Source organism: Amphritea balenae, from assembly GCF_003858655.1.
Lineage (GTDB): Bacteria > Pseudomonadota > Gammaproteobacteria > Pseudomonadales > Balneatricaceae > Amphritea > Amphritea balenae.
In genome coordinates this window covers 233,142-256,404 of sequence record NZ_RQXV01000004.1, presented here as the reverse complement: position 1 = coordinate 256,404, position 23,263 = coordinate 233,142, and the positions used below count along the sequence as shown (strand labels likewise).

General features: G+C 48.6%; 22 protein-coding genes, 4 tRNA genes and 3 other RNA genes. 16 read left to right on the top strand and 13 right to left on the bottom strand.

What is annotated here, in order from left to right:
* Window position 1: 1 nt before the first annotated feature.
* Entirely contained in the window at window positions 2-1,018 is a 1,017-nt protein-coding gene (locus EHS89_RS09370) for a hypothetical protein (RefSeq protein ID WP_124925879.1), read from the bottom strand.
* Window positions 1,015-1,884, bottom strand: coding sequence for an alpha/beta fold hydrolase (locus tag EHS89_RS09365; protein WP_124925878.1), 870 nt, complete (start codon window positions 1,882-1,884; stop codon window positions 1,015-1,017). Before EHS89_RS09365 ends, EHS89_RS09370 begins: the two co-directional genes overlap by 4 nt.
* A 161-nt stretch (window positions 1,885-2,045) precedes the next feature.
* On the opposite strand from EHS89_RS09365, the gene EHS89_RS09360 reads away from it, so the two are divergent.
* Window positions 2,046-3,344 (top strand): efflux RND transporter periplasmic adaptor subunit, encoded by a 1,299-nt coding sequence (locus tag EHS89_RS09360; protein WP_124925877.1) that lies wholly within the window; start codon window positions 2,046-2,048, stop codon window positions 3,342-3,344.
* 3 nt (window positions 3,345-3,347) lie between these two features.
* Complete coding sequence (locus tag EHS89_RS09355) at window positions 3,348-6,509, top strand: efflux RND transporter permease subunit (protein ID WP_124925876.1); 3,162 nt, start codon at window positions 3,348-3,350, stop codon at window positions 6,507-6,509.
* Window positions 6,510-6,575: 66 nt separating this feature from the next.
* Here EHS89_RS09355 and EHS89_RS09350 read toward each other — a convergent pair whose 3' ends face one another.
* Window positions 6,576-6,929 carry a PilZ domain-containing protein gene (locus EHS89_RS09350; protein WP_170167462.1) on the bottom strand — a complete coding sequence of 118 codons (354 nt, stop codon included), beginning with the start codon at window positions 6,927-6,929 and terminating at the stop codon, window positions 6,576-6,578.
* A gap of 354 nt (window positions 6,930-7,283) precedes the next feature.
* Here EHS89_RS09350 and dapC point away from each other — a divergent pair, with 354 nt between their 5' ends.
* The 7 genes from dapC to EHS89_RS09315 all read left to right on the top strand — a co-directional run bounded on the left by dapC (window position 7,284) and on the right by EHS89_RS09315 (window position 12,824).
* The gene (dapC, locus tag EHS89_RS09345) at window positions 7,284-8,501 is read left to right on the top strand and encodes a succinyldiaminopimelate transaminase (RefSeq protein ID WP_124925874.1); all 1,218 of its coding nucleotides are present in this window, start codon (window positions 7,284-7,286) and stop codon (window positions 8,499-8,501) included.
* A 10-nt stretch (window positions 8,502-8,511) separates the two neighbouring features.
* Window positions 8,512-8,859, top strand: a complete 348-nt coding sequence (locus EHS89_RS09340; RefSeq protein ID WP_124925873.1) for an ArsC family reductase — start codon at window positions 8,512-8,514, stop codon at window positions 8,857-8,859.
* Window positions 8,860-9,006: 147 nt separating this feature from the next.
* Window positions 9,007-10,038 carry a 2,3,4,5-tetrahydropyridine-2,6-dicarboxylate N-succinyltransferase gene (dapD, locus tag EHS89_RS09335; protein WP_124925872.1) on the top strand — a complete coding sequence of 344 codons (1,032 nt, stop codon included), beginning with the start codon at window positions 9,007-9,009 and terminating at the stop codon, window positions 10,036-10,038.
* A gap of 91 nt (window positions 10,039-10,129) precedes the next feature.
* Entirely contained in the window at window positions 10,130-11,272 is a 1,143-nt protein-coding gene (gene dapE, locus EHS89_RS09330; protein ID WP_124925871.1) for a succinyl-diaminopimelate desuccinylase, read from the top strand.
* Between the two features lie 2 nt (window positions 11,273-11,274).
* Window positions 11,275-12,132: a putative RNA methyltransferase gene (locus EHS89_RS09325; protein WP_124925870.1), complete on the top strand. Its 858-nt coding sequence runs from the start codon at window positions 11,275-11,277 to the stop codon at window positions 12,130-12,132.
* A gap of 4 nt (window positions 12,133-12,136) precedes the next feature.
* The gene (locus tag EHS89_RS09320) at window positions 12,137-12,445 is read left to right on the top strand and encodes a hypothetical protein (protein ID WP_124925869.1); all 309 of its coding nucleotides are present in this window, start codon (window positions 12,137-12,139) and stop codon (window positions 12,443-12,445) included.
* Window positions 12,438-12,824: a hypothetical protein gene (locus EHS89_RS09315; RefSeq protein ID WP_124925868.1), complete on the top strand. Its 387-nt coding sequence runs from the start codon at window positions 12,438-12,440 to the stop codon at window positions 12,822-12,824. The genes EHS89_RS09320 and EHS89_RS09315 overlap by 8 nt, the downstream gene beginning before the upstream one ends.
* 33 nt (window positions 12,825-12,857) lie before the next feature.
* On the opposite strand, the gene EHS89_RS09310 is transcribed toward EHS89_RS09315, so the two are convergent.
* A complete protein-coding gene (locus EHS89_RS09310) occupies window positions 12,858-13,286 on the bottom strand; it encodes a hypothetical protein (protein ID WP_124925867.1) in 429 nt (142 codons plus the stop codon).
* A 96-nt stretch (window positions 13,287-13,382) separates the two neighbouring features.
* Here EHS89_RS09310 and greB point away from each other — a divergent pair, with 96 nt between their 5' ends.
* On the top strand, window positions 13,383-13,901 hold the full coding sequence (gene greB / locus EHS89_RS09305; RefSeq protein ID WP_124925866.1) for a transcription elongation factor GreB: 519 nt from the start codon (window positions 13,383-13,385) through the stop codon (window positions 13,899-13,901).
* 98 nt (window positions 13,902-13,999) lie between these two features.
* Here greB and EHS89_RS09300 read toward each other — a convergent pair.
* From EHS89_RS09300 to EHS89_RS09265, 8 genes are all read right to left on the bottom strand, one after another.
* A non-coding RNA gene (locus EHS89_RS09300) (RtT sRNA) lies at window positions 14,000-14,116 on the bottom strand.
* Between the two features lie 42 nt (window positions 14,117-14,158).
* A non-coding RNA gene (locus EHS89_RS09295) (RtT sRNA) lies at window positions 14,159-14,275 on the bottom strand.
* A gap of 42 nt (window positions 14,276-14,317) precedes the next feature.
* Window positions 14,318-14,434: non-coding RNA, RtT sRNA (locus EHS89_RS09290), on the bottom strand.
* A 48-nt stretch (window positions 14,435-14,482) separates the two neighbouring features.
* Window positions 14,483-14,558: transfer RNA gene (locus EHS89_RS09285), tRNA-Lys, on the bottom strand.
* A gap of 56 nt (window positions 14,559-14,614) precedes the next feature.
* Window positions 14,615-14,690, bottom strand: a tRNA-Lys gene (locus EHS89_RS09280).
* A 3-nt stretch (window positions 14,691-14,693) separates the two neighbouring features.
* Window positions 14,694-14,769: transfer RNA gene (locus EHS89_RS09275), tRNA-Asn, on the bottom strand.
* 16 nt (window positions 14,770-14,785) lie between these two features.
* A tRNA-Ser gene (locus EHS89_RS09270) sits at window positions 14,786-14,876 on the bottom strand.
* Between the two features lie 113 nt (window positions 14,877-14,989).
* Complete coding sequence (locus tag EHS89_RS09265; RefSeq protein WP_124925865.1) at window positions 14,990-16,060, bottom strand: AraC family transcriptional regulator; 1,071 nt, start codon at window positions 16,058-16,060, stop codon at window positions 14,990-14,992.
* Between the two features lie 296 nt (window positions 16,061-16,356).
* Between EHS89_RS09265 and EHS89_RS09260 the strand changes: the two genes are divergently transcribed.
* Window positions 16,357-18,186, top strand: a complete 1,830-nt coding sequence (locus EHS89_RS09260; protein ID WP_124925864.1) for a DUF1302 domain-containing protein — start codon at window positions 16,357-16,359, stop codon at window positions 18,184-18,186.
* Between the two features lie 23 nt (window positions 18,187-18,209).
* Window positions 18,210-19,562, top strand: coding sequence for a DUF1329 domain-containing protein (locus EHS89_RS09255; RefSeq protein ID WP_124925863.1), 1,353 nt, complete (start codon window positions 18,210-18,212; stop codon window positions 19,560-19,562).
* A gap of 135 nt (window positions 19,563-19,697) precedes the next feature.
* On the opposite strand, the gene EHS89_RS09250 is transcribed toward EHS89_RS09255, so the two are convergent.
* Window positions 19,698-19,907: a hypothetical protein gene (locus EHS89_RS09250; RefSeq protein WP_124925862.1), complete on the bottom strand. Its 210-nt coding sequence runs from the start codon at window positions 19,905-19,907 to the stop codon at window positions 19,698-19,700.
* Between the two features lie 209 nt (window positions 19,908-20,116).
* On the opposite strand from EHS89_RS09250, the gene EHS89_RS09245 reads away from it, so the two are divergent.
* From EHS89_RS09245 to EHS89_RS09230, 4 genes are all read left to right on the top strand, one after another.
* The gene (locus EHS89_RS09245) at window positions 20,117-20,863 is read left to right on the top strand and encodes a spermidine synthase (protein ID WP_124925861.1); all 747 of its coding nucleotides are present in this window, start codon (window positions 20,117-20,119) and stop codon (window positions 20,861-20,863) included.
* A 104-nt stretch (window positions 20,864-20,967) separates the two neighbouring features.
* Complete coding sequence (gene luxS / locus EHS89_RS09240) at window positions 20,968-21,480, top strand: S-ribosylhomocysteine lyase (RefSeq protein WP_124925860.1); 513 nt, start codon at window positions 20,968-20,970, stop codon at window positions 21,478-21,480.
* A gap of 77 nt (window positions 21,481-21,557) precedes the next feature.
* Window positions 21,558-22,391, top strand: coding sequence for a CvfB family protein (locus EHS89_RS09235; protein ID WP_338080763.1), 834 nt, complete (start codon window positions 21,558-21,560; stop codon window positions 22,389-22,391).
* Window positions 22,392-22,710: 319 nt separating this feature from the next.
* Window positions 22,711-23,166 (top strand): MaoC family dehydratase, encoded by a 456-nt coding sequence (locus EHS89_RS09230; protein WP_124925858.1) that lies wholly within the window; start codon window positions 22,711-22,713, stop codon window positions 23,164-23,166.
* Window positions 23,167-23,263: the final 97 nt, after the last annotated feature.

Here is a 23,263-nt window from a genome sequence, read left to right as displayed (position 1 = left end):
ACTATGACCCATCCAGGTCAGGCAGTGGCTTATTGATGCGGATTCTACTGGTTTTATGGTTTTGATTCAGCTCCAGACAGATATCGGCGCGTTCTGGCATCTCTTCCAGCATAGTGCGGGTCAGACGTTCATAATGCTGGATAAAACGGCGAATCTCCCTCTCATTCATAATCCGAAGGTGTTGAGTCGGCTGCTGAGTGTTATAAAAATAGCGTACCCGCTCCGCCAGTTTCTCTTCCTGCTGAGATCGCCATTCAAAAACCGACTCCATGCTCGGCACTTTCAGCATGATCAACACATCAATCATAGCGAATAGCTCTTTGTAGCTACCCTGGAGCTGTTTATTCACATAGTTACGCCAGATGCAGTTTGGATCTTCACTTCGTTCAAGGTCGTTAATATGCTCAGCCAGCTCGGCTTCCGGCTGCGGACCTGCCCCTACGCACCAGCCCTCTAGCACGATAATATCCGCATCACCATGCCACTCCTGCCATAAAGCGGGCGGACAACGATCATCGATCGATTTATCAAATACCGGAATCTTTACATTCTTAGCATCGGAACCAAATTCACCTTTCAGAGACCGGAGCAGCTCTATTCCCAATTCAACATCATGGGTGCCGGGCACTCCCCGGGTTTTGAACAGGTCATGCACTTTGTGACTCAGGGCCTGCCGGTCCGCCCGGGTTTTATAGAGATCGTCGATAGACAACCCTACTACACGCAGATCAAAACCATCTTCGAGAATCACTTCTAACAGATTAAACAGTGTTGATTTACCCGCCCCCTGAGCACCATTAATACCCACAACCAGCGGCCCTTGCTGTTGTTCTTTACGGGCTACCAACCAGGCACCCAGAGGCACATAGATAGATTCCAGTAATTCAACCAGTCCAATATCCACTTTGAGAGATTCAAGGGTTGAGGCAAACGCCTTCTCCACCCGCTCTACCGCCTCTTTGCGCTGAGCAGAAGTCAATCGGAGCTGACTCTGGGGCCAACGGGTTAATAAATTCATCGGCCTGTTTCCTGGTTTTTATTGCGATTATTCCGTAGCCATAATTGCACCGCTTTTATCTGATCCTCTTCCATCAATGACGGGGCATGGGACATGCCGGGAATCTGATACAGATCCATATCCGGTCGCTGCTGCCGCATCCGGGCGACGGTCTCTTCGGTCAGTACATCGGAGTCCTGCCCCCATATCAACATCTGAGGACACTGGATCATATTCCAAAAGGGTTCGAGATCGACATCCTGATGTTGCGCCTCCCGGGTTGCATCCACTAACCGGGGATCATAGTGCAGACCGTATTCTGTGTCGGAAATTTTACGATGACCTGATTGCACCAGATGCTGCCACTGCTTATCGCTCAGACCTGCGTATGCGGTATAAGTGTTCCGCATATATTGCTCCAGCTCCGCCAGACTGGCAAAACGGTGATCTCCCAGATACTGAACGATACGCTGTAACGACTCCTTAGATACATGTGTACCTATATCATTCAGCACCAATGAACGGATCGGCGAACCGGGCAGAGCAGCAAGACAGATACCGATAAGTCCGCCCATGGAAGTACCCACCCAGTCGACTTGCTCAACATTTAACCGGGCCAGCAGCGTAACCATATCGCTCATATAGCGGGGCAGATCATAGTTAACCCCTTGTGGCAGCCAGTCGCTCTCCCCCCGGCCCACGATATCAGGACAGATCACCCGGTAGTCACGGGAAAGCGCCAGCGCCAGATCATCAAAGTCACGGCTATTGCGCGCCAGACCATGCACACAGACCAGCACCCGATCGTTATCGGCACTGCCCCATTCATGATAAACCACCTTATGAAATCCTTGTGGGTTAAGCGCTTTAACCGAACTGGTTCTCATGCTGAACTCCTGTCTCTGAGCTATAAAGGAAGGTGCGAACAAACCTTTCCCTAACCTATCATCTGGTAAAGAATTGTAAAGTCAGAACAATTACTACACACAGCAGATAGCATATGTATTATGATCTTCTGATATAACAGCGATTAATAATGGATCCGGCAATGGCTGAAGCAGTCCCTAATTTCTTCCAACGCAATAAGCGCTGGATACTTCCTATTCTGATTCTTGGCGGCGCCGTCGCTATTTTTGTTCTGCTTATCGCAACTAAACCCACCGCCCCTTCGCAACCGGTCAAAGAACGGGTCTGGACCGTAAAAGTCATCAGTGCGGAGTACGGCAGCTATGCACCAAAGCTTTCACTTTATGGACAGATTGAAGCCCCTTCAAGTAGCACCCTGTCGGCCCCGGTTACCGCCTTTGTTGAAAGCAGAAATATTTCCGAAGGCGAACTGGTCGAAGCCGGTCAGTTACTGCTAAAGCTGGATAACCGTGATGCCAATCTGCTATTGGCGCAACGTCAGGCAGATATGGAGCGTATAGAAGCGCAGATTCAAGCTGAAAAAGTGCGTTATCAGTCCGACCTTAAAGCGCTAAAAATAGAAAAAGAACTGGTTAACATTACCCTACGCACATTAGAACGCTATAAAAACCTTAGCAGCCGTCAGGTTGCCAGCCAGAATCAACTGGACGATGCCCGCCGTACTAAGCAGCAACAAGCGCTGTCACTCAATAGCCGTCAACAAGCAATTAACGATCATCCAAACCGGCTGGCACAACTGGAAGCTCAGTTAAAACAGACCAAAGCACTGCGTGATATAGCCGCTCTGGATCTGGAGCGCACCCGTATTATCGCGCCCTTCCCTGGAAGGATCGCCAGCATTAATGTTGCTGCGGGAGACCGGGTAAGAAGTGGTGACTCGCTTCTGAATATCTACAACACCGAAAAACTGGAAGTCAGGGCCCAGATCCCGAGCCGGTTTTTACCCGTTATACGTCAGCAGCTTGCAGCAAAACAGAATATTCAGGCTAGCGCCGAACTGGATGGCCAGCAAATGAACTTAACGCTGGAACGTCTGGCAGCGGCCGTTGAAGGTGGCGGTATCGGTATCGATGGTCTGTTCAGTATTAGTAATAATGATTACAGCGGGGAACCTGGCCGGTCTATCGCCCTTAATTTGAGTATGCCAGAGCAACCTCAGTTGTTGGCGCTGCCCCCTCAGGCGATCTTCGGTACTGACCGTATCTATATCGTTCAGGATCAACGCCTGGTTTCACGTCAAATTGTAAGAGTCGGTGACAGTCTGGATCAAAACGGTAAGCCCCTGGTGCTGGTTCAGAGCAATGATCTGAAGGCCGGCGATCAGATTCTGATAACCCAGCTGCCTAACGCAGTGACGGGGCTTCTGGTAAAAATTGCGGGACAGAAAACCTCCGCCGCGGCCACAGCAAAGGCGGAATAAACGATGCAGGATAATAGTGAATACAGAGGTTACCGGGGTCCGCTACAAAACCTGACTGCGTTGTTTACTGAGCACAGAGTCGCTGCCAATCTGTTAATGATGCTCATGATTCTGGCGGGAATCTGGGGACTAAAGAAACTCAACACGCAGTTCTTCCCTTCTTTTGAGCTGGATATTATTACCATCGCCGTGCCCTGGAGTGGCGCAGCAGCAGAAGATGTTGAACGCTCAATTATCCTGCCTATTGAGCGGGAATTAAAATCAGTTAATGGTATCGACAGCTTATTCTCTACTGCGGTACAGGGCGCGGCATCTATTCGACTGGAGCTGGAAGAAGACAGCGATATTGCCTACATTCTGGACGAAGTGAAACAGAAGGTTGATGGTATATCGAGTCTCCCCTCTGATGCTGAACAACCGGTCGTGCAACAGATCATACGCTATGAAGATATCGCCCGGATTCTGATTACCAGCCCCAGCGCCAACCCGCAGGAACTACGTTCCCTGGCACGCCAGTTTGAGCGTGAGCTATTACAGCGCGGCATTCGTAAAATTGACTTTATCGGGATGCCTGAAGAGGAGATTGCGGTTCAGATACCTTCTGCCCGCCTCCATGAGCTGGGCATGAGCCTGAGTGATGTAGCACAGATAATAGGCCAGCGTAGTGTTGACCTTCCTGCAGGTACTGCAGCTAAAGGTGATGGTTCCCGCCAGGTTCGCAGCCTTAACCAGCAGCGTGATGTAGAAGGGTTCAATCAACTACCGTTACTGACTGAACAGCAAGGTCGACTGGTCCGGCTGGGTGATATCGCCGATATAGAATGGCGCAACCAGGATAACCAGACATTTCTGACCTACCGTGGTCAGGCTGCGATCGAGCTAAGTCTGCGCCGTACAGAAAATGATGACACCCTCGAAGCCGCAGCCATCATGCGCGAATGGATGGATGACCGCCAGCCAACCCTGCCGCCGGAAATTCAGTTAATCGCATTTGATGAAAGCTATGTCGCCATACAAGACCGTATAAACCTGTTGATCAAAAATGGTCTGGGTGGACTGATTCTGGTTATTGCCACCCTGTTTCTGTTCCTCAATGCCCGGGTTGCATTCTGGGTAACGGTCGGTATCCCGATCTCTTTTATGGCCACTCTGGCGGTGCTCTATGGCATAGGTGGCAGCATCAACATGATCAGCCTGTTCGGCATGATTATGGCGCTGGGTATCATTGTTGACGATGCTATCGTCGTTGGTGAAGACACACTAACTCACTTACAGATGGGCGAACCCGGTCTGCAGGCGGCTATTGGTGGAGCCCATCGAATGCTCGCTCCGGTTATGGCATCCTCTATGACCACCATCGCAGCCTTCCTGCCACTCCTGATGATCGGTGGCATTATCGGCAATATCCTGATCGATATTCCTACCGTGGTTATCTGCGTTATTGCTGCCTCAGTGGTTGAATGTTTTCTTATCTTACCGGGTCACCTGCATCACAGTTTGCATAAAGCGGAGGATCTTCACCCGTCTAAAATCCGGATCAAACTGGATAACGCTTTTAATAACTTTAAAAATGGTCGCTTCCGCCGCTGGGTGGAAAACGCTATCGAATTTCGCTGGATTACCGTCACCATCGCTTTAGCTGCATTTATAATCGCTATTGGCCTGGTGAGTAGTGGCCGGATAAAGTTCACCTTCTTCCCGGCTGTCGAACTGGAAACCCTGAACGCTAATATTCAGTTTACTGCCGGTACCGGACCAGAGCAGGTCGACAATTTTCTGCAACATCTGGATCAGACTTTACGCGAGACTGAAGCAGAGCTGGGCGGAAATCTGGTGGTAATGGCCTTGCAGGTTCATCGTAAAACAAACTCCAGCCGTAACAGTGAACGATCATCTAAAGGCGACGAATTTGGTGCGCTATACGTCCAGTTCACGCCTGTGGATAGCAGAGAAGTCACTAATTCTGACATTATTAAGCAGTGGCGCAGCAAAATCATCAGGCCTGCCGGGATTGAAAAATTCACCATCGACCTGAACCGCTCAGGTCCACCGGGTAAGTCACTGGATGTGAAGCTGGTCGGCACTAATGTCGAGCAGTTGAAAGCCGCCTCACTTGCAGTGCAGGATAGCCTGCGTCAGTACAATGGTGTGAGCAATGTGGATGACGATCTGCCGTTTGGTAAATCGCAACTGATCTATGAACTCACACCGGCAGGCAAAACCGCTGGATTGAATATCAACTCAGTCGGTCGCCAGCTCCGCTCAGCCTTCGACGGCCAGTTAGTGCAGATATTCAATCGCGGCGAAGATGAAATTGAAGTTCGGGTAGTACTGCCTGACAACGAACGTGATCGTCTGAGCGCGCTTGAAAACCTGCCCGTCCTGCTACCCGATGGAAGCAGCTCTCCGTTAGCTAATGTCGTGCGGTTCACTGACCGACAAGGGCTCGACCGATTACAGCGGGTCGACGGTCAGCTGGCAATTAAGATCACCGGAGACCTTGATGAAGCGGTCGCCAACGCGAATGAAATACTGGCTGATCTGCGCGATGGTAAGATCCAGCAGATCACATCAGAATTCGGTGTTCAGGCCAGTTTTGAAGGCCGTAACAAGAATCAGCGAGAAACGCTGGCGGATATGAAGCTTGGGCTGCTGATTGCACTGTTACTGATCTTTATAATCCTGAGCTGGGTTTTTTCATCATACAGCTGGCCGCTGGCGGTGATGCTGGCAATCCCTCTGGGCCTGACCGGCGCTATCGCGGGACATCTGATGACCGGTCAAAGCCTGACCATTCTATCCCTGTTCGGTTGTTTTGGTTTATCCGGCATTGTCATCAACGATTCTATTGTTCTGATCACTTTCTACCAGAAGTTGCGTAAGCAGGGGATGGATGTGCATAGCGCTATCGTTGAAGCGGCGTGTCAGCGGCTGCGGGCGGTATTGTTAACATCACTGACAACCATTGCCGGCCTGACACCGATTCTGTTTGAGACCTCACTGCAGGCCCAGTTCCTGATTCCAATGGCGACCTCTATTGTATTCGGTCTGGCATTCGGCACTATGCTGATATTACTGGTTGTACCCTCACTGCTTGTCATGCTGGAAAATGCCAAGTTTAGTTTACAGAACATGCTCCGTAAGCGCCCGGCAACACAGCCTTAATACACAAAAAAGCCCGGTTAATCCGGGCTTCTTTACGCTTACGACTTATAACTTAAAAGTTAATACTCAAAGTACATGGTTATTAATATAATCTGAGATGCTGGCGACATCCCTTGAATTCAAATCAACAAATTTCATACCAAACTCAAATTTGCTCTGAGATAACCGTCGGATATTAACCAGCCGACACACCTCACTGAACTCACTGCTTGGCAAACTAAAACTGATTACATGTTCACGAATCACAGAAGGGTTTTCCTGATCCAGCGTCAATACCTGCGCCAGTTCATCCGAACCACTGATGGTAATTCCACCCAAACTGATATCTATTATCCTGGCACCACTATTGTCGCCGGGAATACCGACTTTAACCGAAATATCCGTCGCAACCCGGGGGTGCAATCGATTATCTGATAGCACTATGACTCACTCCATTTGCTAATGCTCCTAACCCTAAGACTATGATCTTCATTAATTATTGTCACGTAGTTACTGTCTGTATTTACTAAATATAGACAGAATTTTGCTTAAAGTAGCGGTTTCGTTGGCCCACAGCCTCCCTTCCGGTATAATTTCCGCTCTTTTTACTAGGAACCTACGAACAAGTCCCGAACGCCTCGTAGGGTGGGCACTAAAACGACTTTCTGCTTTGTCAGGCCGCTTGAAAAGGACTCGTCATTCCGCTGCACGGCCTTTCGCGCATCAAGCCGTTTTATTGCCCACAGAGAAAATCCGGGACTTATTCGCAGGTTCTCAAAACAACAAGGCATTTCAATGAATCCAGATCTGCATAAGCTACAGCCATATCCGTTCGAAAAACTGGCTAAGCTGAAAGCCGAGGTAACACCACCGGCCGATATTGAACATATCGCACTATCCATTGGCGAACCTAAGCATCCATCGCCTGAATTTGTAATGGATGAATTCACCCGCAATCTGGATAAGCTGGCTAATTACCCGACCACCGCAGGCACAATTGAACTGCGTCAGGCGATTGCCAACTGGGCGACTCAGCGTTTTAGTCTTGAAGCGGGCAGTCTGACGGCTGAACAGCATGTCCTGCCGGTTAATGGTACCCGGGAGGCCATTTTCGCGTTCACCCAGGCGGCTATAAACCGCGCCCCTGAAAGCGGTGAAACACCGTTACTGGTTTCACCAAACCCGTTCTATCAGATCTATGAAGGGGCGGCCTACCTTTCCGGTGCTGAACCTTACTACCTGAACTGTGTAGCAGAGAATAACTTTGTTCCGGATTTCGACGCTGTACCTGAATCTGTTTGGCAACGCTGTCAGCTGCTATTTTTATGTTCGCCCAGCAACCCAACCGGGGCAGTGACAGATGCTGACACACTGATTAAGCTGATCAGACTATCTGATAAATACAATTTTATTCTGGCGTCGGACGAGTGTTATTCAGAGATCTACTTTGATGAAGCAACTCCACCAGCCGGTTTGCTGGAAGCTTGTGCAAAGATCGGCCGTAACAATTATAAAAACTGCATGGTATTCCATAGTTTATCGAAGCGTTCAAACCTGCCGGGACTACGGTCTGGCTTTGTCGCTGGTGATGCCAGCCTGATAAAGCCGTTTCTAAGCTACCGAACTTATCATGGCTGCGCAATGTCACTGCCTACGCAGATGGCCAGCATCAGTGCCTGGGGAGATGAAGCCCATGTATTGGAAAATCGCGATAAATACCGCGATAAATTCGCCGCTGTAATCGAAATTCTTGAGCCGGTAATGGATGTAAAACTGCCGGATGCCAGTTTCTACCTCTGGGCCGGTACGCCGATCGCCGATGATAAATTTGCCCAGGGATTATTCGAGCAGCAGAATGTAACCGTCCTACCGGGCAGCTATGTTTCGCGCGAAGATGAACAGGGCAACCTGCCTGGCGCGGGCCGGGTGCGGATGGCACTGGTAGCAACCCAGGATGAATGTGTGGAAGCAGCATGGCGTATCCGTCGCTATGTTGAATCGCTGGCGAATTAAGGCTATCACTATGACAACTTTATATGGCATTGCTAATTGCGACACGGTTAAAAAAGCGCAACGCTGGCTGCAGACAAATAACGTCGCATTCAGCTTCCATGATTTCCGCAAGGATGGACTAACCGAACAGCAACTTAACGTCTGGATTGAACAGCTGGGCTGGGAAGTTCTACTGAATAAACGTAGTACCAGCTGGCGTCAGTTGGACGACGAAGTTAAGAACAATATTGATCAAGCCTCAGCTATACGTGAAATGCTGGCAACCCCGACTCTGATTAAACGTCCGGTGCTGGTACAGAACGATAGCTACAAGGTTGGATTTAAAGAGAATGAATACAGCGCTCTCTTCAGCGACTGATAAAACGAAACAAGCACCGGAGCCAGAAGCTCAAAAATTCTGAGTCCGGTCCTATAACTAATTTTTAAGTGCTATTTAGCTGCCTGACTTAAGCGCTGCTTATAGCTCTACTTAAACTTACAATTTAAAAGTTCTATGGAGTTACACATGACAACTTTTGCATTTGGTCTGGGTATTGGCACCAAGTCTTCTGACGGCGAGCTACTGGAAGTATATTACAACCAACCATTACTCACCCCTTCAGCCGCAATGATTGAAGCGGTAGCAGCTAAATTCGGTTATACCGGTGGTAACCAGGCCTTTGAACTGAACGATGCACAGCTGACCGACCTGGAAGGTGCTTTCCTGTCTGTTGACGCTGAAGATCAGGCTGAAATTGTAGAGATCTGTAAAGGTACTAAGCAGCCAATGATCCTGACCATTCTGGAAACAGATGCGGATCCGGAGTCTACTGCTGAGGTATACCTGAAGCTGGCACTGCTGTCTCATCGTCTGGTACAGCCACACGGTCTGAACCTGAACGGCATGTTCGGTAAACTGCCAAACGTTGCCTGGACAAACGAAGGCGCAATCTCTCTGGCAGATCTGCCTAAGCGTCAACTGGCTGCCCGTGCTCAGGGTCGCATCATCGATGTTCATTCGGTTGATAAATTCCCGAAAATGGCTAACTACGTCGTACCTGCTGGTACTCGTCTGGCTGCAACCTCACGTATCCGCCTGGGCGCATACGTTGGCGAAGGCACCACAGTTATGCACGAAGGCTTCATCAACTTCAACGCCGGTACTATGGGCGTCAGTATGGTTGAAGGCCGTATCTCTGCAGGCGTTGTTGTAGGTAACGGTTCCGACCTGGGTGGCGGTTGCTCAACGATGGGTACTTTATCCGGTGGTAACAATGTCGTTATCTCTGTGGGCGAAAACTGCCTACTGGGCGCGAATGCCGGTCTGGGTCTGCCACTTGGCGATCGCTGTACTGTTGAAGCCGGTCTGTACGTCACTGCAGGTTCCAAGGTAACTCTGCTGGACGACCAGAATAACGAAGTCAGCACCATTAAAGCGGCTGAGCTGGCCGGCAAGCCTGATCTGCTGTTCCGTCGTAACTCTCAGAACGGTCGCATCGAAGTAAAGACTAATAAGTCTGCGATTGAACTGAACGAAGAGCTACACGCCCATAACTAAGGAAGATACGAGCAAGCCCCTTCCTTAAGTTCCGACTGGATGCTGTTATCGACAGCATCCATCTTCCTCTCTGTTTCCAAGGTGTTTTTTAATGTCCATCCTCTCCCCTACTGTTGAACTTGCCAAGCAACTGATCTCCCGACGCTCAGTCACCCCGGATGATGCGGGTTGTCAGGAGCTAATGATTGAACGTTTGGAAGCCATGGATTTTCATATCGAACGCCTGCAGTTTGAAGAGGTAACAAATTTCTGGGCTCGCCGGGGCACGGAAGGGCCGCTATTTTGTTTTGCCGGTCATACCGATGTTGTACCTTCCGGCCCGGAAGAGAAGTGGGACTACCCGCCCTTTGAAGCCACTATTGCCGATGGTTTTCTCTGTGGTCGTGGTGCCGCTGACATGAAGGGCGGCCTGGCTGCCTTTATGACCGCCCTGGAACGTTTCATTGAGCACCACCCAGATCATCAGGGCTCTATTGCTCTGTTGATCACCAGCGACGAAGAAGGCCCGTTTATCAATGGCACGACAAGGGTTATCGATCATCTGGAAGCCCGCAACGAAAAAATTGACTGGTGTATCATTGGTGAACCGTCCAGCACCGAAAAAGTAGGTGATGCAATTAAGAATGGCCGTCGTGGATCGATCAGTGGCGACCTTATCATCCGCGGAGTTCAGGGACACGTTGCTTATCCACACCTGGTTGAAAACCCTATCCACCTTGCGGCACCCGCGCTGAATGAGCTGGCAACCGAGCACTGGGATGAAGGCAATGAGTATTTCCCGCCGACCAGTTTTCAGATTTCAAATATCCATGCCGGTACCGGGGCGACCAATGTGGTTCCCGGTCATATCGATGTGCAATTCAATTTCCGTTTTTCAACCGAGCTGACAGCGGATCAGATTAAAGAGCGTACTCACGAGATTCTTAACCGTTACGGCCTGAATTACGACATAAAATGGACTCTCAGTGGTAACCCCTTTATTACTGACAAGGGTGATCTGGTTAATGCCTGTGTTGAATCTATTCGGGCGATTACAGGTCAGGAAACAGAACTATCCACTTCCGGCGGTACATCTGATGGCCGTTTCATCGCGCCAACTGGTGCTCAGGTAGTCGAACTGGGGCCGATCAACGCGACCATCCATAAAGTAAACGAACGGGTTAAAGTGGACGATCTGGATACCCTTTCATCACTTTATGAAAACATTCTTGCCCGCCTGATGGTGCAGAAATAATCATGACTTTTGCGCTGAACTGTCCGGTCTGCCTGCAACCCTTACAAGGTGATACAAAGCACTTAGAGTGCCCTGACCGCCATAGCTATGATGCGGCGAAACAAGGCTACTGGAATCTTCTGTTGGCCAATCAGAAGCGCTCTAAAGATCCCGGTGATAATGCAGAGATGGTACAGGCCAGGCGTGCTTTTCTGGCGTTGGGTCACTATCAGCTCCTAGCAGACAGCGTTGCTACGCGGGTAGCAGAACTGACTAATAACATTGATGCGCGCATACTGGATATGGGCTGCGGTGAAGGCTATTACACTAACCACATGCAGCAACTGCTAGAGCTGCAGTTAGAACAACAGGTAGAAAACCAGCAACAGAGTTACCAACTAGCAGGGCTGGACATCTCCAAACATGCGGTAAAAGCCGCCTGTGGACAAAACAAAGCAATACAATGGTTGGTAGCCTCTGGTGCCCGGATGCCGGTAGCTGACAGCTCACTTGATCTGATAACCGTACTGTTTAGCCGACTCATGCCCGAAGAGTTCGGCCGTACCCTGAAGCAAGATGCAGCGTTATTGATCGCCTATCCCGGCGAAGACCATCTGCTTGAACTGCGTGAACTTATCTATGACAAAGTACGCCACTCCGGTTTCAATCCGGCGGAGGTACTGGGTGATCAGTTTACACTTATTAACACTGAAACGGTTCGCTATCAGTTTACCCTACCCGATCAGACCCAGATTCAGCAGCTGCTGTCGATGACTCCCCACGGCTGGAGAATCAACCAACAGGCTAAAGACAGGTTAGCCCAGCTAGCGCAGCTGGAACTCACTCTGGACGTTAAGCTGGCACGCTTTAAACGTAACTAAGCCAATGGATAACCCGAGCGGAAAACAAAGCCTGACACATCGCCTGCGAATACGTCTGATCCGGCGCGCCGATAACATCAGACAAAACATGATCATCCTGATGTCAGGCTTAGGTATCTTTTTGCTGGGCTTTCTCCTATTGGTTACGGCCCAGTTTCTTCTGCAACAAAGCCTGCACCGGGAATTAATCGCATTAATCGGACTGATTACTGCGATTGGCGGCGCAATCACCGCCGCATTCGGCTATATTAGCCTGAGCATCCTGCGGATATTCCGCTTTCTGTTAACTGACACCAGACCTCAAGATGACTGACACTCAACGCCACCCGGATATCGAAATATATATCAAAGACCGCTCACTGGATCAGATTATCAAGTGGCTGGAACAGGTTTGCCACACTCTCCACCGAGATTATGAACAGGGACAAGTCCATCATTTTATTGGCATGCTGGATCAACAGGAAGTCCCGGTGATGGTACATGAAAAGGTATCGGGAAAAGCCTGGACCAGCGTCTGGTTTAACTCAGATCAAACCCCCTGGATGCAGGATCTGGACTGCGCCAAACAAGCCGCCAGTGAACTGGACACCCAGATACGCTGTATCGCCAGTGGCTGGAACACCGGTGATGACCCGGATGAATGGTGGAAGATAGAACAGGGCAACACTGAGAAGATTCAGTGGCGTACTTAAAGCGAGATTCAGAAGAATCCAGACGCTCTTAACTTAAGCCTGCGCACTGAACTGCTGACCCGAACGATCAATCTCATCCAGCATCAGTCGACCGGCTGATGCCAGCCCCACCTTAGCAAAGTAATCCTGATTCAGTTGCACATTGACCGGGCTTGCTGATCGACTCTCAAGGTGACTCAACAGATAAGCAAATTCACCTTGCTGAGTTTCTGTCACTGAACGATTTAAACGCCCGACAAGCTCCTCGCTATAGAGACTGTCAGGATCAGGGTATTGCAGCCCCTCCTCTTCAGGAAGACGAAACTCCGTACTACTGGCTTGAGCTTTTTTCTGCACCAGCCCTTCAGCATTATTGATCAGACTCAGCAACATAGAGAACTGCGCACCCCGGCCCTCGTTAACCGCATGGGTTAACGACGAGGTATAACTCTCTATCTGTTGTTCTATCCGTTCAATCTGCATGAAATACCGGCATGTTCTAAGGTAAAGTAAGAGCTTATTCTAAGATTAGTTTAAGTCGGCCCTGGCGCCGAATTCTTTAGAGGAAATTATTCTTTCATGGGACGCTACAGAGAACCCGCAGAGCCAAAATCCCGCTATATAACCGCTGCCGGTGCTAAAGCACTGAATGATGAGCTGAAATATCTGTGGAAGGTGAAACGGCCCGCGATTACTCAGTCAGTAAAAGAGGCCGCTGCACAGGGAGATCGCTCAGAAAATGCCGAATATATATACGGTAAAAAACAGCTACGTGAAATAGATCGGCGGGTACGATACCTGTCAAAACGTCTGGACGTACTGACCGTGGTCGATCGTCTGCCGGAAGACCGCAACACCGTTTTCTTCGGCGCCTGGGTAACCGTAATGGATGAACAGGACCACGAAGGCTGTTACCGCATTGTAGGCCCCGATGAAATCGGCCAAACCCCAGGCTACATAAGCATGGATTCCCCTATGGCCAAACAGCTGCTAAAAAAACATTTAGGCGATGAATTCTCAATTCTGCGTCCGGATGGCAACGAAGCCTGGTATGAAATTACGGGTATTGAGTACCGGGAAGCAAAAGAGAGTAGCTAGAACAGAACTTTCGATTCCTGCCAGAAAAAGAAAAAGCACGACCTTAAAGCTACGAAGTAGCAACCTATTCAACCAAAAGCGGCGGCTGATTGTAGAAGTGGTGGGACGTATAGGATTACTGCGCCCTCCAGGCCATCGTCGCAGGCTCCTCGGTTGTCTCGCTACGCTCGGCTCGAACCTTTTACGGTTCTCATCCTATCCTCACCACATATTTTAGGCATAAAAAAACCACCTTACGGTGGCTGTTCTATAAGAAGTGGTGGGACGTATAGGATTACTGCGCCCTCCGGGCCATCGTCGCAAGCTCCTCGGTTGTCTCGCTGCGCTCGGCTCGAACCTTTTACGGTTCTCATCCTATCCTCGCCACATATTTTGGGCATAAAAAAACCACCTTACGGTGGCTGTTCTATAAGAAGTGGTGGGACGTATAGGATTACTGCGCCCTCCGGGCCATCGTCGCAGGCTCCTCGGTTGTCTCGCTGCGCTCGGCTCGAACCTTTTACGGTTCTCATCCTATACGAGCTTACTCTTCACTTTTTTCAGACACAAAAAAACCGCATCTAAGCGGCTTATTGTAGAAGTGGTGGGACGTATAGGATTCGAACCTATGACCAATTGGTTAAAAGCCAACTGCTCTACCAACTGAGCTAACGTCCCACACCGGACTTCTTTTCCCCATTCCACAAATTCTTAAGATTACTCAAAAGAAAAAGTGGTGGGACGTATAGGATTCGAACCTATGACCAATTGGTTAAAAGCCAACTGCTCTACCAACTGAGCTAACGTCCCATCTGGCTCCTCGAGCTGGACTCGAACCAGCGACCAATAGATTAACAGTCTACTGCTCTACCAACTGAGCTATCGAGGAACACTTTCTCACTTAATGGCGGAGGGGCAGGGATTCGAACCCTGGGAGGGCTATTAACCCTCGCTGGTTTTCAAGACCAGTGCTTTCGACCACTCAGCCACCCCTCCAGTGAGGTGGCGTATATTAAAGGATTTCGCGTTTGTGTCAATACTTTAACAACGGAAAATTTACTTTTTTAACATCATCTTCCCTGAGCCGGATAACTCCGGGTGCGGTAATGCTAGTTAACACTGCCAAGAGCGTACTTCTGGCCGTATGTTTCGCTCTTTCGATACTCCCCTGGCGTCATCCCTGTCCACTTCTTGAAAGAGCGGAAGAAGGCCGATGGTTCATCAAAACCCATTAGTGCGGCGACATCATTGATCGACAGCTGAGGCGAATCCATATAGTTAATTGCGGCTTTCTTGCGACATTCATCTTTTATCTTCTGGTACGAACTATCTTCATCGGCCAGTCTGCGTCGCAGAGTCGACACAGACATATTCAGCTTAAAGGCAACATCTTCTGCACCGGGCAGTTCACGACTGAAGTCTTTACCTAACAAGGCAACGACCTGAGAGGTTAAGGTCTGATCATTATCCACCATCACTATCAACTGATAGGGGGCGGTCTGTAAAAAGCCTCGCAGGGTCTCATCATTCTGGACAATAGGGTAATCGAGGTAACGGGCTGGAAACACTATCGCATTGTCATGCTGATCAAACTTTATTTCCGACTGAAACAAAGTTTCGTAGTGATAAGCATCATCCGGCTGAGGAAAATTAAAGTACGCCGCTTTCAGATCCAGACGGGTACCAATTAACCAGCTGATAAAGTGGTGCCACATTGACAAGCCGGTGCGAATTTCACTGGCGATCTGATTTTCCATCAGGTTTTTAACTTCGGCTTCAGGTACGGTACTGACTGGCGCAAAAGATATTTTGGCAAAACGCCCTTTTCTGACCAGACTGGGTTTAACTTTTGTCCCCCGGCATATTTCATAAAACGAGCTACAACGCCAGATCGCCCGTTCTAACGTCAGACAATGAATAATGGCATGGCACATCATCCTGAACGTACCGTTAGGTACCCGCCCCCCCGATAGCATACCGAAGGACTCATCCTGAGATGTCCACATAATACGTTGATAGAGCTGACCGAATTTGACAGCAGAGAACTCTGTACGCATCTCTATTTCACTGGGATCAATGCCTAACTCCGACAAAAGTTCAGACAGATCATAGCCCTGTTTTTTCACCTGCTGCAGTAGAGAAAGTACATAACCACTGGGGACTGTGATGGTCTTTTCCATCATTTCCTCTCGATATTAATTATCAGCTTTTGTTTTAATTATTCGCATAACCTGTTCATTTAACTTATATCAATAAAACTTAAAAAAAAAGCTGCGACTTTTTTTGTCACTCATTATGATGAGTATTGTTATTTTATTCGCTCTTCAGATAAAGGAATATCTAGCCTGCCTTAATACAATTTTGGAAACGCCCTGAATAGCCATGAATACTCATGCGACCTTGGGTAACTGTTTTTGTCATTACAAACGCAGTGCACATTCAACAAAAATAAAAAGACCAATTAAAGGTGAAACCTATGGCAAACCGACCGACCCGGACGTCACCACAGCGACAGCCCAAAATGCTGCGTAATCGACTGGCTCAAAGCATATCCCTGACTATTTTATCTACCGCACTGGCAACGCCCGCTATCGCCGTGGAGTTCAATATCGGTGAAATAGAGGGTCGCTTTGATTCTCAGTTATCCATTGGCTCCAGCTGGCGCATGGCCGGTCAGAACAGTGATCTTATTTCTGTTCCTAACGGAGGTACTGGTGCAGGCGGTGGAAGCTTTGATGACGGTACTCAGAACTACTCCAAAGGCGATGCATTTTCAACCGTATTCAAAGGTGTACATGACCTTGAGCTATCTAAAGATAACATTGGTGCGTTTGTCCGGGGCAAATACTGGTATGACTATGCGTTGAGTGAAGGCACGGTAAACCACGGTCATATTCCTAACGGCTACGCGGCAAATACTTCACTGGATGATAGTGGCTTCAATGATTACGCCAAGTTTTCCGGCGCAGAGATCCTCGACGCCTATGTGTTTGGCGAGTTCGAGCTAAATGATCAGCCTCTGGATGTACGCATTGGTCGTCAGGTTGTTAACTGGGGCGAAAGCACCTTTATTCAGGGCGGTATTAACGTAATTAACCCGTTTGACGTTAATGCCTTCCGCCGCGCAGGTGCCGAAGTCAAAGAGGGGCTGCTGCCGGTTAATATGGCCTTTGCTTCCCTTGGACTAACCGATAGCCTTAACGTTGAAGCTTTTTACCAACTTGAATGGGAGAAAACCAGTGTTGACGGTTGCGGTACCTACTTTTCAACCGCAGATATAAGCTCAGAAGGCTGTGATGGTATTCGCACACCTTACCCTGTTCCAGATTCAGTCTATTATTCAGGGGCTTCATTACCTCTGCCTCCACCAACCCCTTTCGGGGTCTCAGTAGTTAACAGGACTAGCGATGGAATAAGAGAAGCTGATGATAGCGGTCAGTTTGGTCTAGCATTGCGTTATTTTTCCGAAGAACTTAACAGCACGGAATTCGGTCTTTACTTTGCTAAATACCATAGTCGCCTCCCATTAATTAGTGGAGTAGTAACGTCAACCGTCATTTCTCCTTCTCCATTGATTATTAATCCATTTGATGCGCAATACTTTATCGAATATCCAGAAGATACCAAAATGATTGGCCTGAGCTTCAGTACCAATATTGATGATATTGCCTGGTCGGGAGAAATCAGTCATAAAATGGATGTTCCACTCCAGCTTAACGGTGCAATGCTAGTAGGAGCTATCTTAACCGGTGGTGGCGATCCAACTAATCCTGCGAGTTCAAGAATCTCTGCGGCAGGTCTTGGCGGCGAAGTCAGTGGTTATGACCAGTTTGATGTAACCCAGGTACAAACCACCTTTATCAAGTATCTTGATCAGGTAATGGGCGCAAGCCGTATGACCTTAATTGGTGAACTGGGTTGGACTCATATACATGATTTAGATGAAAGCGCCTCAGCCATCAAATATGGTCGTAACAGTGTATTTGGTTTTACAGGAACTGATACTGAAGGCTTTGTTACTCAGGACTCTTTGGGCTATGTCGTCCGCGCTAACCTGAGTTACTCTGATGTTTTTGCCGGTGTAAATCTTAAACCTGAAATTAGCTTCAAGCACGGTATTGAAGGCAATGGTCCTGAACCTGGCGCCGCTTTCAGAGAAGGTGAAAAAACCGCTACTATCAGTCTGACAGCCGACTACCTGAACCAGTATCAGGTAAGAATGGGCTACACCAATTTCTTTGGTGGTGACTATAACGCAATCGATGACCGTGACTTCCTGTCACTCAGCGCATCCGTTTCTTTCTAAGAGCCTGTTAAGGAGTATTGATTATGAATTTTAAATCCACGGCTCTGATACTTGGCTCCGCCATGAGCCTGAGTTTTAGTATGCACACCCTGGCAGCCGTTTCTGAAGCGGAAGCCGCTAAACTGGGTGATAGCCTGACACCGATGGGGGCAGAAAAAGCAGGTAACGCTGCTGGCACTATCCCAGCCTGGGATGGCGGTTTGCCAGCGGGGGGAGATCGTTATGCCGACCCTTACGCCAGTGAGCAACCAATACTGACAATTACTGCTGAGAATGCTGAGCAGCACAAGCAGAATCTGACCCCGGGACAACTGGCAATGTTTGCCAAGTACCCTGACAGTTTCAAAATGAATATCTATCCGACTCACCGAAGCGCATCTCTGCCACAAACGCAGTATGACAATGTCCGTCAGAATGCCGTGAACGCTGAGTTAACCGATGGTGGTAATGGACTGAGTGCGAACACTCAGGAAGGTGTGCCCTTCCCTATTCCACAAACTGGTTTGGAAGCGATCTGGAACCATATGACCCGTTACCGGGGTGGCGCCCTGGAACGAACCTTTGTACAGGTGCCGGTGCATGAAAATGGTAATTTTGTGCCTGTGAAAATTACTGAAAAAATGTCCTGGCCGAACTATCTGAAAGAGGGACGTAACGCTAAAGATGACAATATTCTGTTCTATTTTGTACAGCAGATACAAGCACCGGCCCGTTTAACCGGTAATGTTCTACTGGTACATGAAGCTCAGAATCAGATTGCTAAGCCGCGTCAGGCATGGATCTATAACGCAGGACAGCGTCGTGTACGTCGTGCTCCTCAGATCGCCTATGATGCACCAGGAACAGCCTCTGATGGTCAACGTACCGCCGATAACCTGGATATGTTTAACGGTGCACCAGACCGTTACAACTGGAATCTGGCAGGTAAGGAAGAGATCTACATCCCTTATAACAGCTACAAACTGGCAGACCGTAACCTGAAGTATTCAGATATCCTGAAAAAGGGCCATCTGAATCCTGAACATAGCCGTTATGAGCTGCACCGGGTTTGGAAAGTTGAAGCGACCCTGAAAGAAGGTTCACGGCATGTTTATGCCAAGCGTACCTTTTACATCGATGAGGATACCTGGCAAACCGCTATCGTAGATCACTATGATGGCCGTGGTCAGCTATGGCGCGTTGGTGAAGCTCATCAGATGCAGTATCAGGATGCTCAGGTACCCTGGCTTACTGCTGAACTGCTATATGACCTGCAATCAGGTCGCTATATTGCAGGCAGTCTGACCAATGAAGAGGGTGATGGTTTCGACTTTAATGCCCGCTTTAAGCATCGGGACTTTACCCCACAGGCCATTCGCCGCTTAGGTAAGCGATAGAGCTAATAGATAAATTACGGGCACAGCTTACTGTGCCCAAAACAGATATCGCTGTCTCCCGGCAAGGTAACAGCGATCTAAAAAAAAGGAGCCATAAGGCTCCTTTTTCATTATTATTTTTATTGTCTGTAATCGTTATGCGCTGGCTCTGGCCTGCATCACAGGAGCCGTTCTGGCACCTTGCTGCCATGCAACTAAAGCCTCTTCACAGCCGCTGCACACACCAACACTCAGTTCCCGGTCAACAATGATCCAGGTACATTTGCCGTAGTCGGTATCACAACTGTGATGATCATCGCAGCCACAGCCTATACAATAAGCCGGTGCTAAATGACTTTGCCTCATAGGTTTCTCCTGCCTTTTTTATTTTTATCCTTTATAGCGAAGTAATAATAGGGGAAACAGCGGAGCCTGACTGTTAAACTAAATGGCTATTTTGAATGAAATTTAAACACTCATTTAAACTGTTCATTGAACAGATTTAATCTTCAGCCGATAAAGCCTGATCCAGGTCAACACTCCTTCTGCAGCGCAGCAAAACAGACCGGAATAAAATGAACGGTACAGAGATCGAACGTCGCTTCGACGAACATGGTTCAATATACATTTTCGATGATGGTCCATACCGTTATCTAAGCTTTGGCGAAGGGGGTGAACAGAGCCGAATCGAACTCAGTCGTCCCCATTATCCTGTTTATCAATATTATCAGGCGATGCTGCTCGCTTTGTTATTCAATCCGGACCCCAGGCAAATTATGATGCTTGGCCTTGGCGGCGGCGCCATGGTGCACTCACTTTTGGCCTATTCAGACAACAGCCAGATCAGAGTGGCCGAACTACGAAAAGAGGTCTACCAAACCGCGGTCGACTTTTTCCTGCTACCGGATGATCCCCGCCTGGAAATTGCGATTACAGATGCCGGCGACTACCTGCAACGTCAGAATAAGTCTGTTGATCTTATTTTCACCGATATCTATTCGGATCAGGGAATGCAACAACAGCAACTAAACCGGGACTATCTGAGCGACTGTTACCGGCTGCTCAGCGATGAGGGTATTCTGGTGCTAAATCTTTGGGATCAGGGGCAAGGCTTTCATCCAAAGGCCCGACAGCAGCTTAGCGAACAGTTTGGTGAGCAGTGGCTTTATTGCCCGGTTGATAGCGGGAACCTGATCGCATTCGCGTTTAAGTCCGGCTGCCCGGATATCAATCCACGTAATCTTCAGAAGCCGGCTAAGCAGATGGAAAAACACCTCGAGTTTCCCGCCCGCAGAATGATTAACCGGCTCAGACTCTGTTAATAAAATTAAAAAACATCGCATAACCCTCCTTTAGACTTAATTTCCCCGCAGAATACTGGGATAATCAGGTCTATTCTGTATTTATACTTTTGTGAGATGTTGGCATGCCACTGTTAGATAGCTTTACTGTTGACCATACCCGAATGAACGCTCCGGCAGTTCGTGTAGCAAAAACAATGACTACGCCGGGCGGCGACACTATCACTGTTTTCGATCTGCGTTTCTGTCGTCCTAACGAAGAAATTCTGAGCGAAAGAGGTATTCATACTCTGGAGCACCTGTTTGCTGGCTTCATGCGTGACCACCTGAACGGTAACGGCGTTGAGATTATCGATATCTCTCCTATGGGCTGCCGTACAGGCTTTTACATGAGCCTTATAGGCACACCGGCAGAGCAGCAGGTTGCAAACGCATGGCTGGCTGCAATGGCCGATGTTCTGGGCGTACAACAGCAAAATGAGATTCCAGAACTGAATGAATATCAGTGCGGCACCTATGAGATGCACTCACTGGATGAAGCCAAGGCTATTGCCGAGAATATTAAAGGTCGTGGTGTCGGCGTTAATAGTAATGATGAACTGCAGCTGGATCCTAAGTTCCTGCAGGATCATTCCTAAACAGCGGTTGCTCTTGCTCTGATTCAGAAACGGAGCCAGGCTCCGTTTTTTATTTTTTACCGAGGTACAACATGGCAATGATCGGCAGATACAACAATCTGGAAGTGATCAAAGAAGTAAAATTTGGTGTTTATCTGGATGGTGAGGAGCTGGGCGAAATTCTTTTGCCACAGCGCTACCTGCCGGAAAATACCGAGGTTGGCGATCGTCTGGATGTGTTCATCTATCTCGATTCCGATGATTACCTGATCGCGACCACCGAAAAACCTAAAGCTCAGGTCGGCGAATTCGCCTGTCTTAAAGTGGTCGATCTGAACAAGGTCGGTGCTTTCTTTGACTGGGGCTTACCGAAAGACCTGTTGGTACCTTACAACGAACAGAAAAAAACCGTTGAAAAGGAACAGGAGCAGATCGTATACATCTACCTGGATCAGGAAAGTGACCGGATTGCCGGTTCAACCAAGTTGAACAAATTCCTGGATAACTATCCTCATAGTTATAAGAAAGGGGAGCAGGTCGACCTGATCATCGAAGAACATACCCACATTGGCTATAAAGCGATCATCAACGGTCAGCACTGGGGCGTTGTTTATGATAGCGATGTATTCAAGCCGATTCGCTATGGTCAGCGAATGAAGGGGTTTATCAAACTGGTTCGTCCCGATGGCAAGATCAATCTGAGCCTGCAACAACTGGGCTATGGTAAAACCGATGATCTGACCAAACGGATTCTTCGCTTATTAGAAGAGCATGACGGCTATATCGCAGCTAACGATAAAACCTCACCTGAGCTAATTAAAAAACTGTTCAGCTGTAGCAAGAAAGCGTTCAAACTTTCAATCGGCCGACTCTATAAAGAGCGCACTATCGATATTGAAGAGCGCGGTATCCGGTTACTAGAGAAGAACTAACCAAAATAGCACCCGCCTATCACAAAGCTGCCATCAGGCAGCTTTTTTTATACCTTTTTGCCGTTCTGGCACCTCTTTTGCCCTATCAGTATGTTGGCGAAGTTTTTTCCCGATCAGTTGATCAAATAAGAACTTCGAATGCTGTCTGAGCCCGGACAGATATAACTTTTAATCAGATCATTAACTTCCGGCCTCGATATTTCATAGCAACCGCTGTACCTGTCGGACAGAAAAAAGTGCACTAATAAACGGGATTTCCGACCGGTTTTGCTGATGATCCAACGCCTCCCACAATAACAATGTAATACAGGAGGCCTACATGGCTACCCCCTCCCCTTCAGGTTGTTTCACCGTAGATGAGCTGGAAATAGGTATGAGTGTCGAGAAGCAATACAGTATCAATTATGAGGATGCCGTTCGTTTTTCTGAGCTATCCGGTGACTGGAATCCGGCTCACCATGATCAGGCATATGCCGCTAACAGCATTTTTCAACAGCGGGTTGCTCACGGCATGTTCTCTGTTATTCAGTTCTCTGGACTAATGGGTATGGAGCTACCCGGTCTTGGCACTCTCTGGCTTAAACAGAGCGTCGAATTCCTTAAGCCTGCTTTCTTTGACCAAAACTACCGCGCCCGGGTTTGTGTTACCGCCATCGAAAAAGAAACCAATACCGTCACGCTGGCGACTGAGTGCTTCGATCAGTCGGGTGAGCTGATCATTCGGGGCGAAGCCCGGGTTAAGCCTATTCCGGTCAAAGTAAAAGCACGTATGTAAGGGCTGCTAAACAGAGTCCCTTTTATATGCATTCAGACAGCAGACGCATTGAATAAACAGAATAAGCGTCGCTCAACATGATATAGCTTACAGGTAA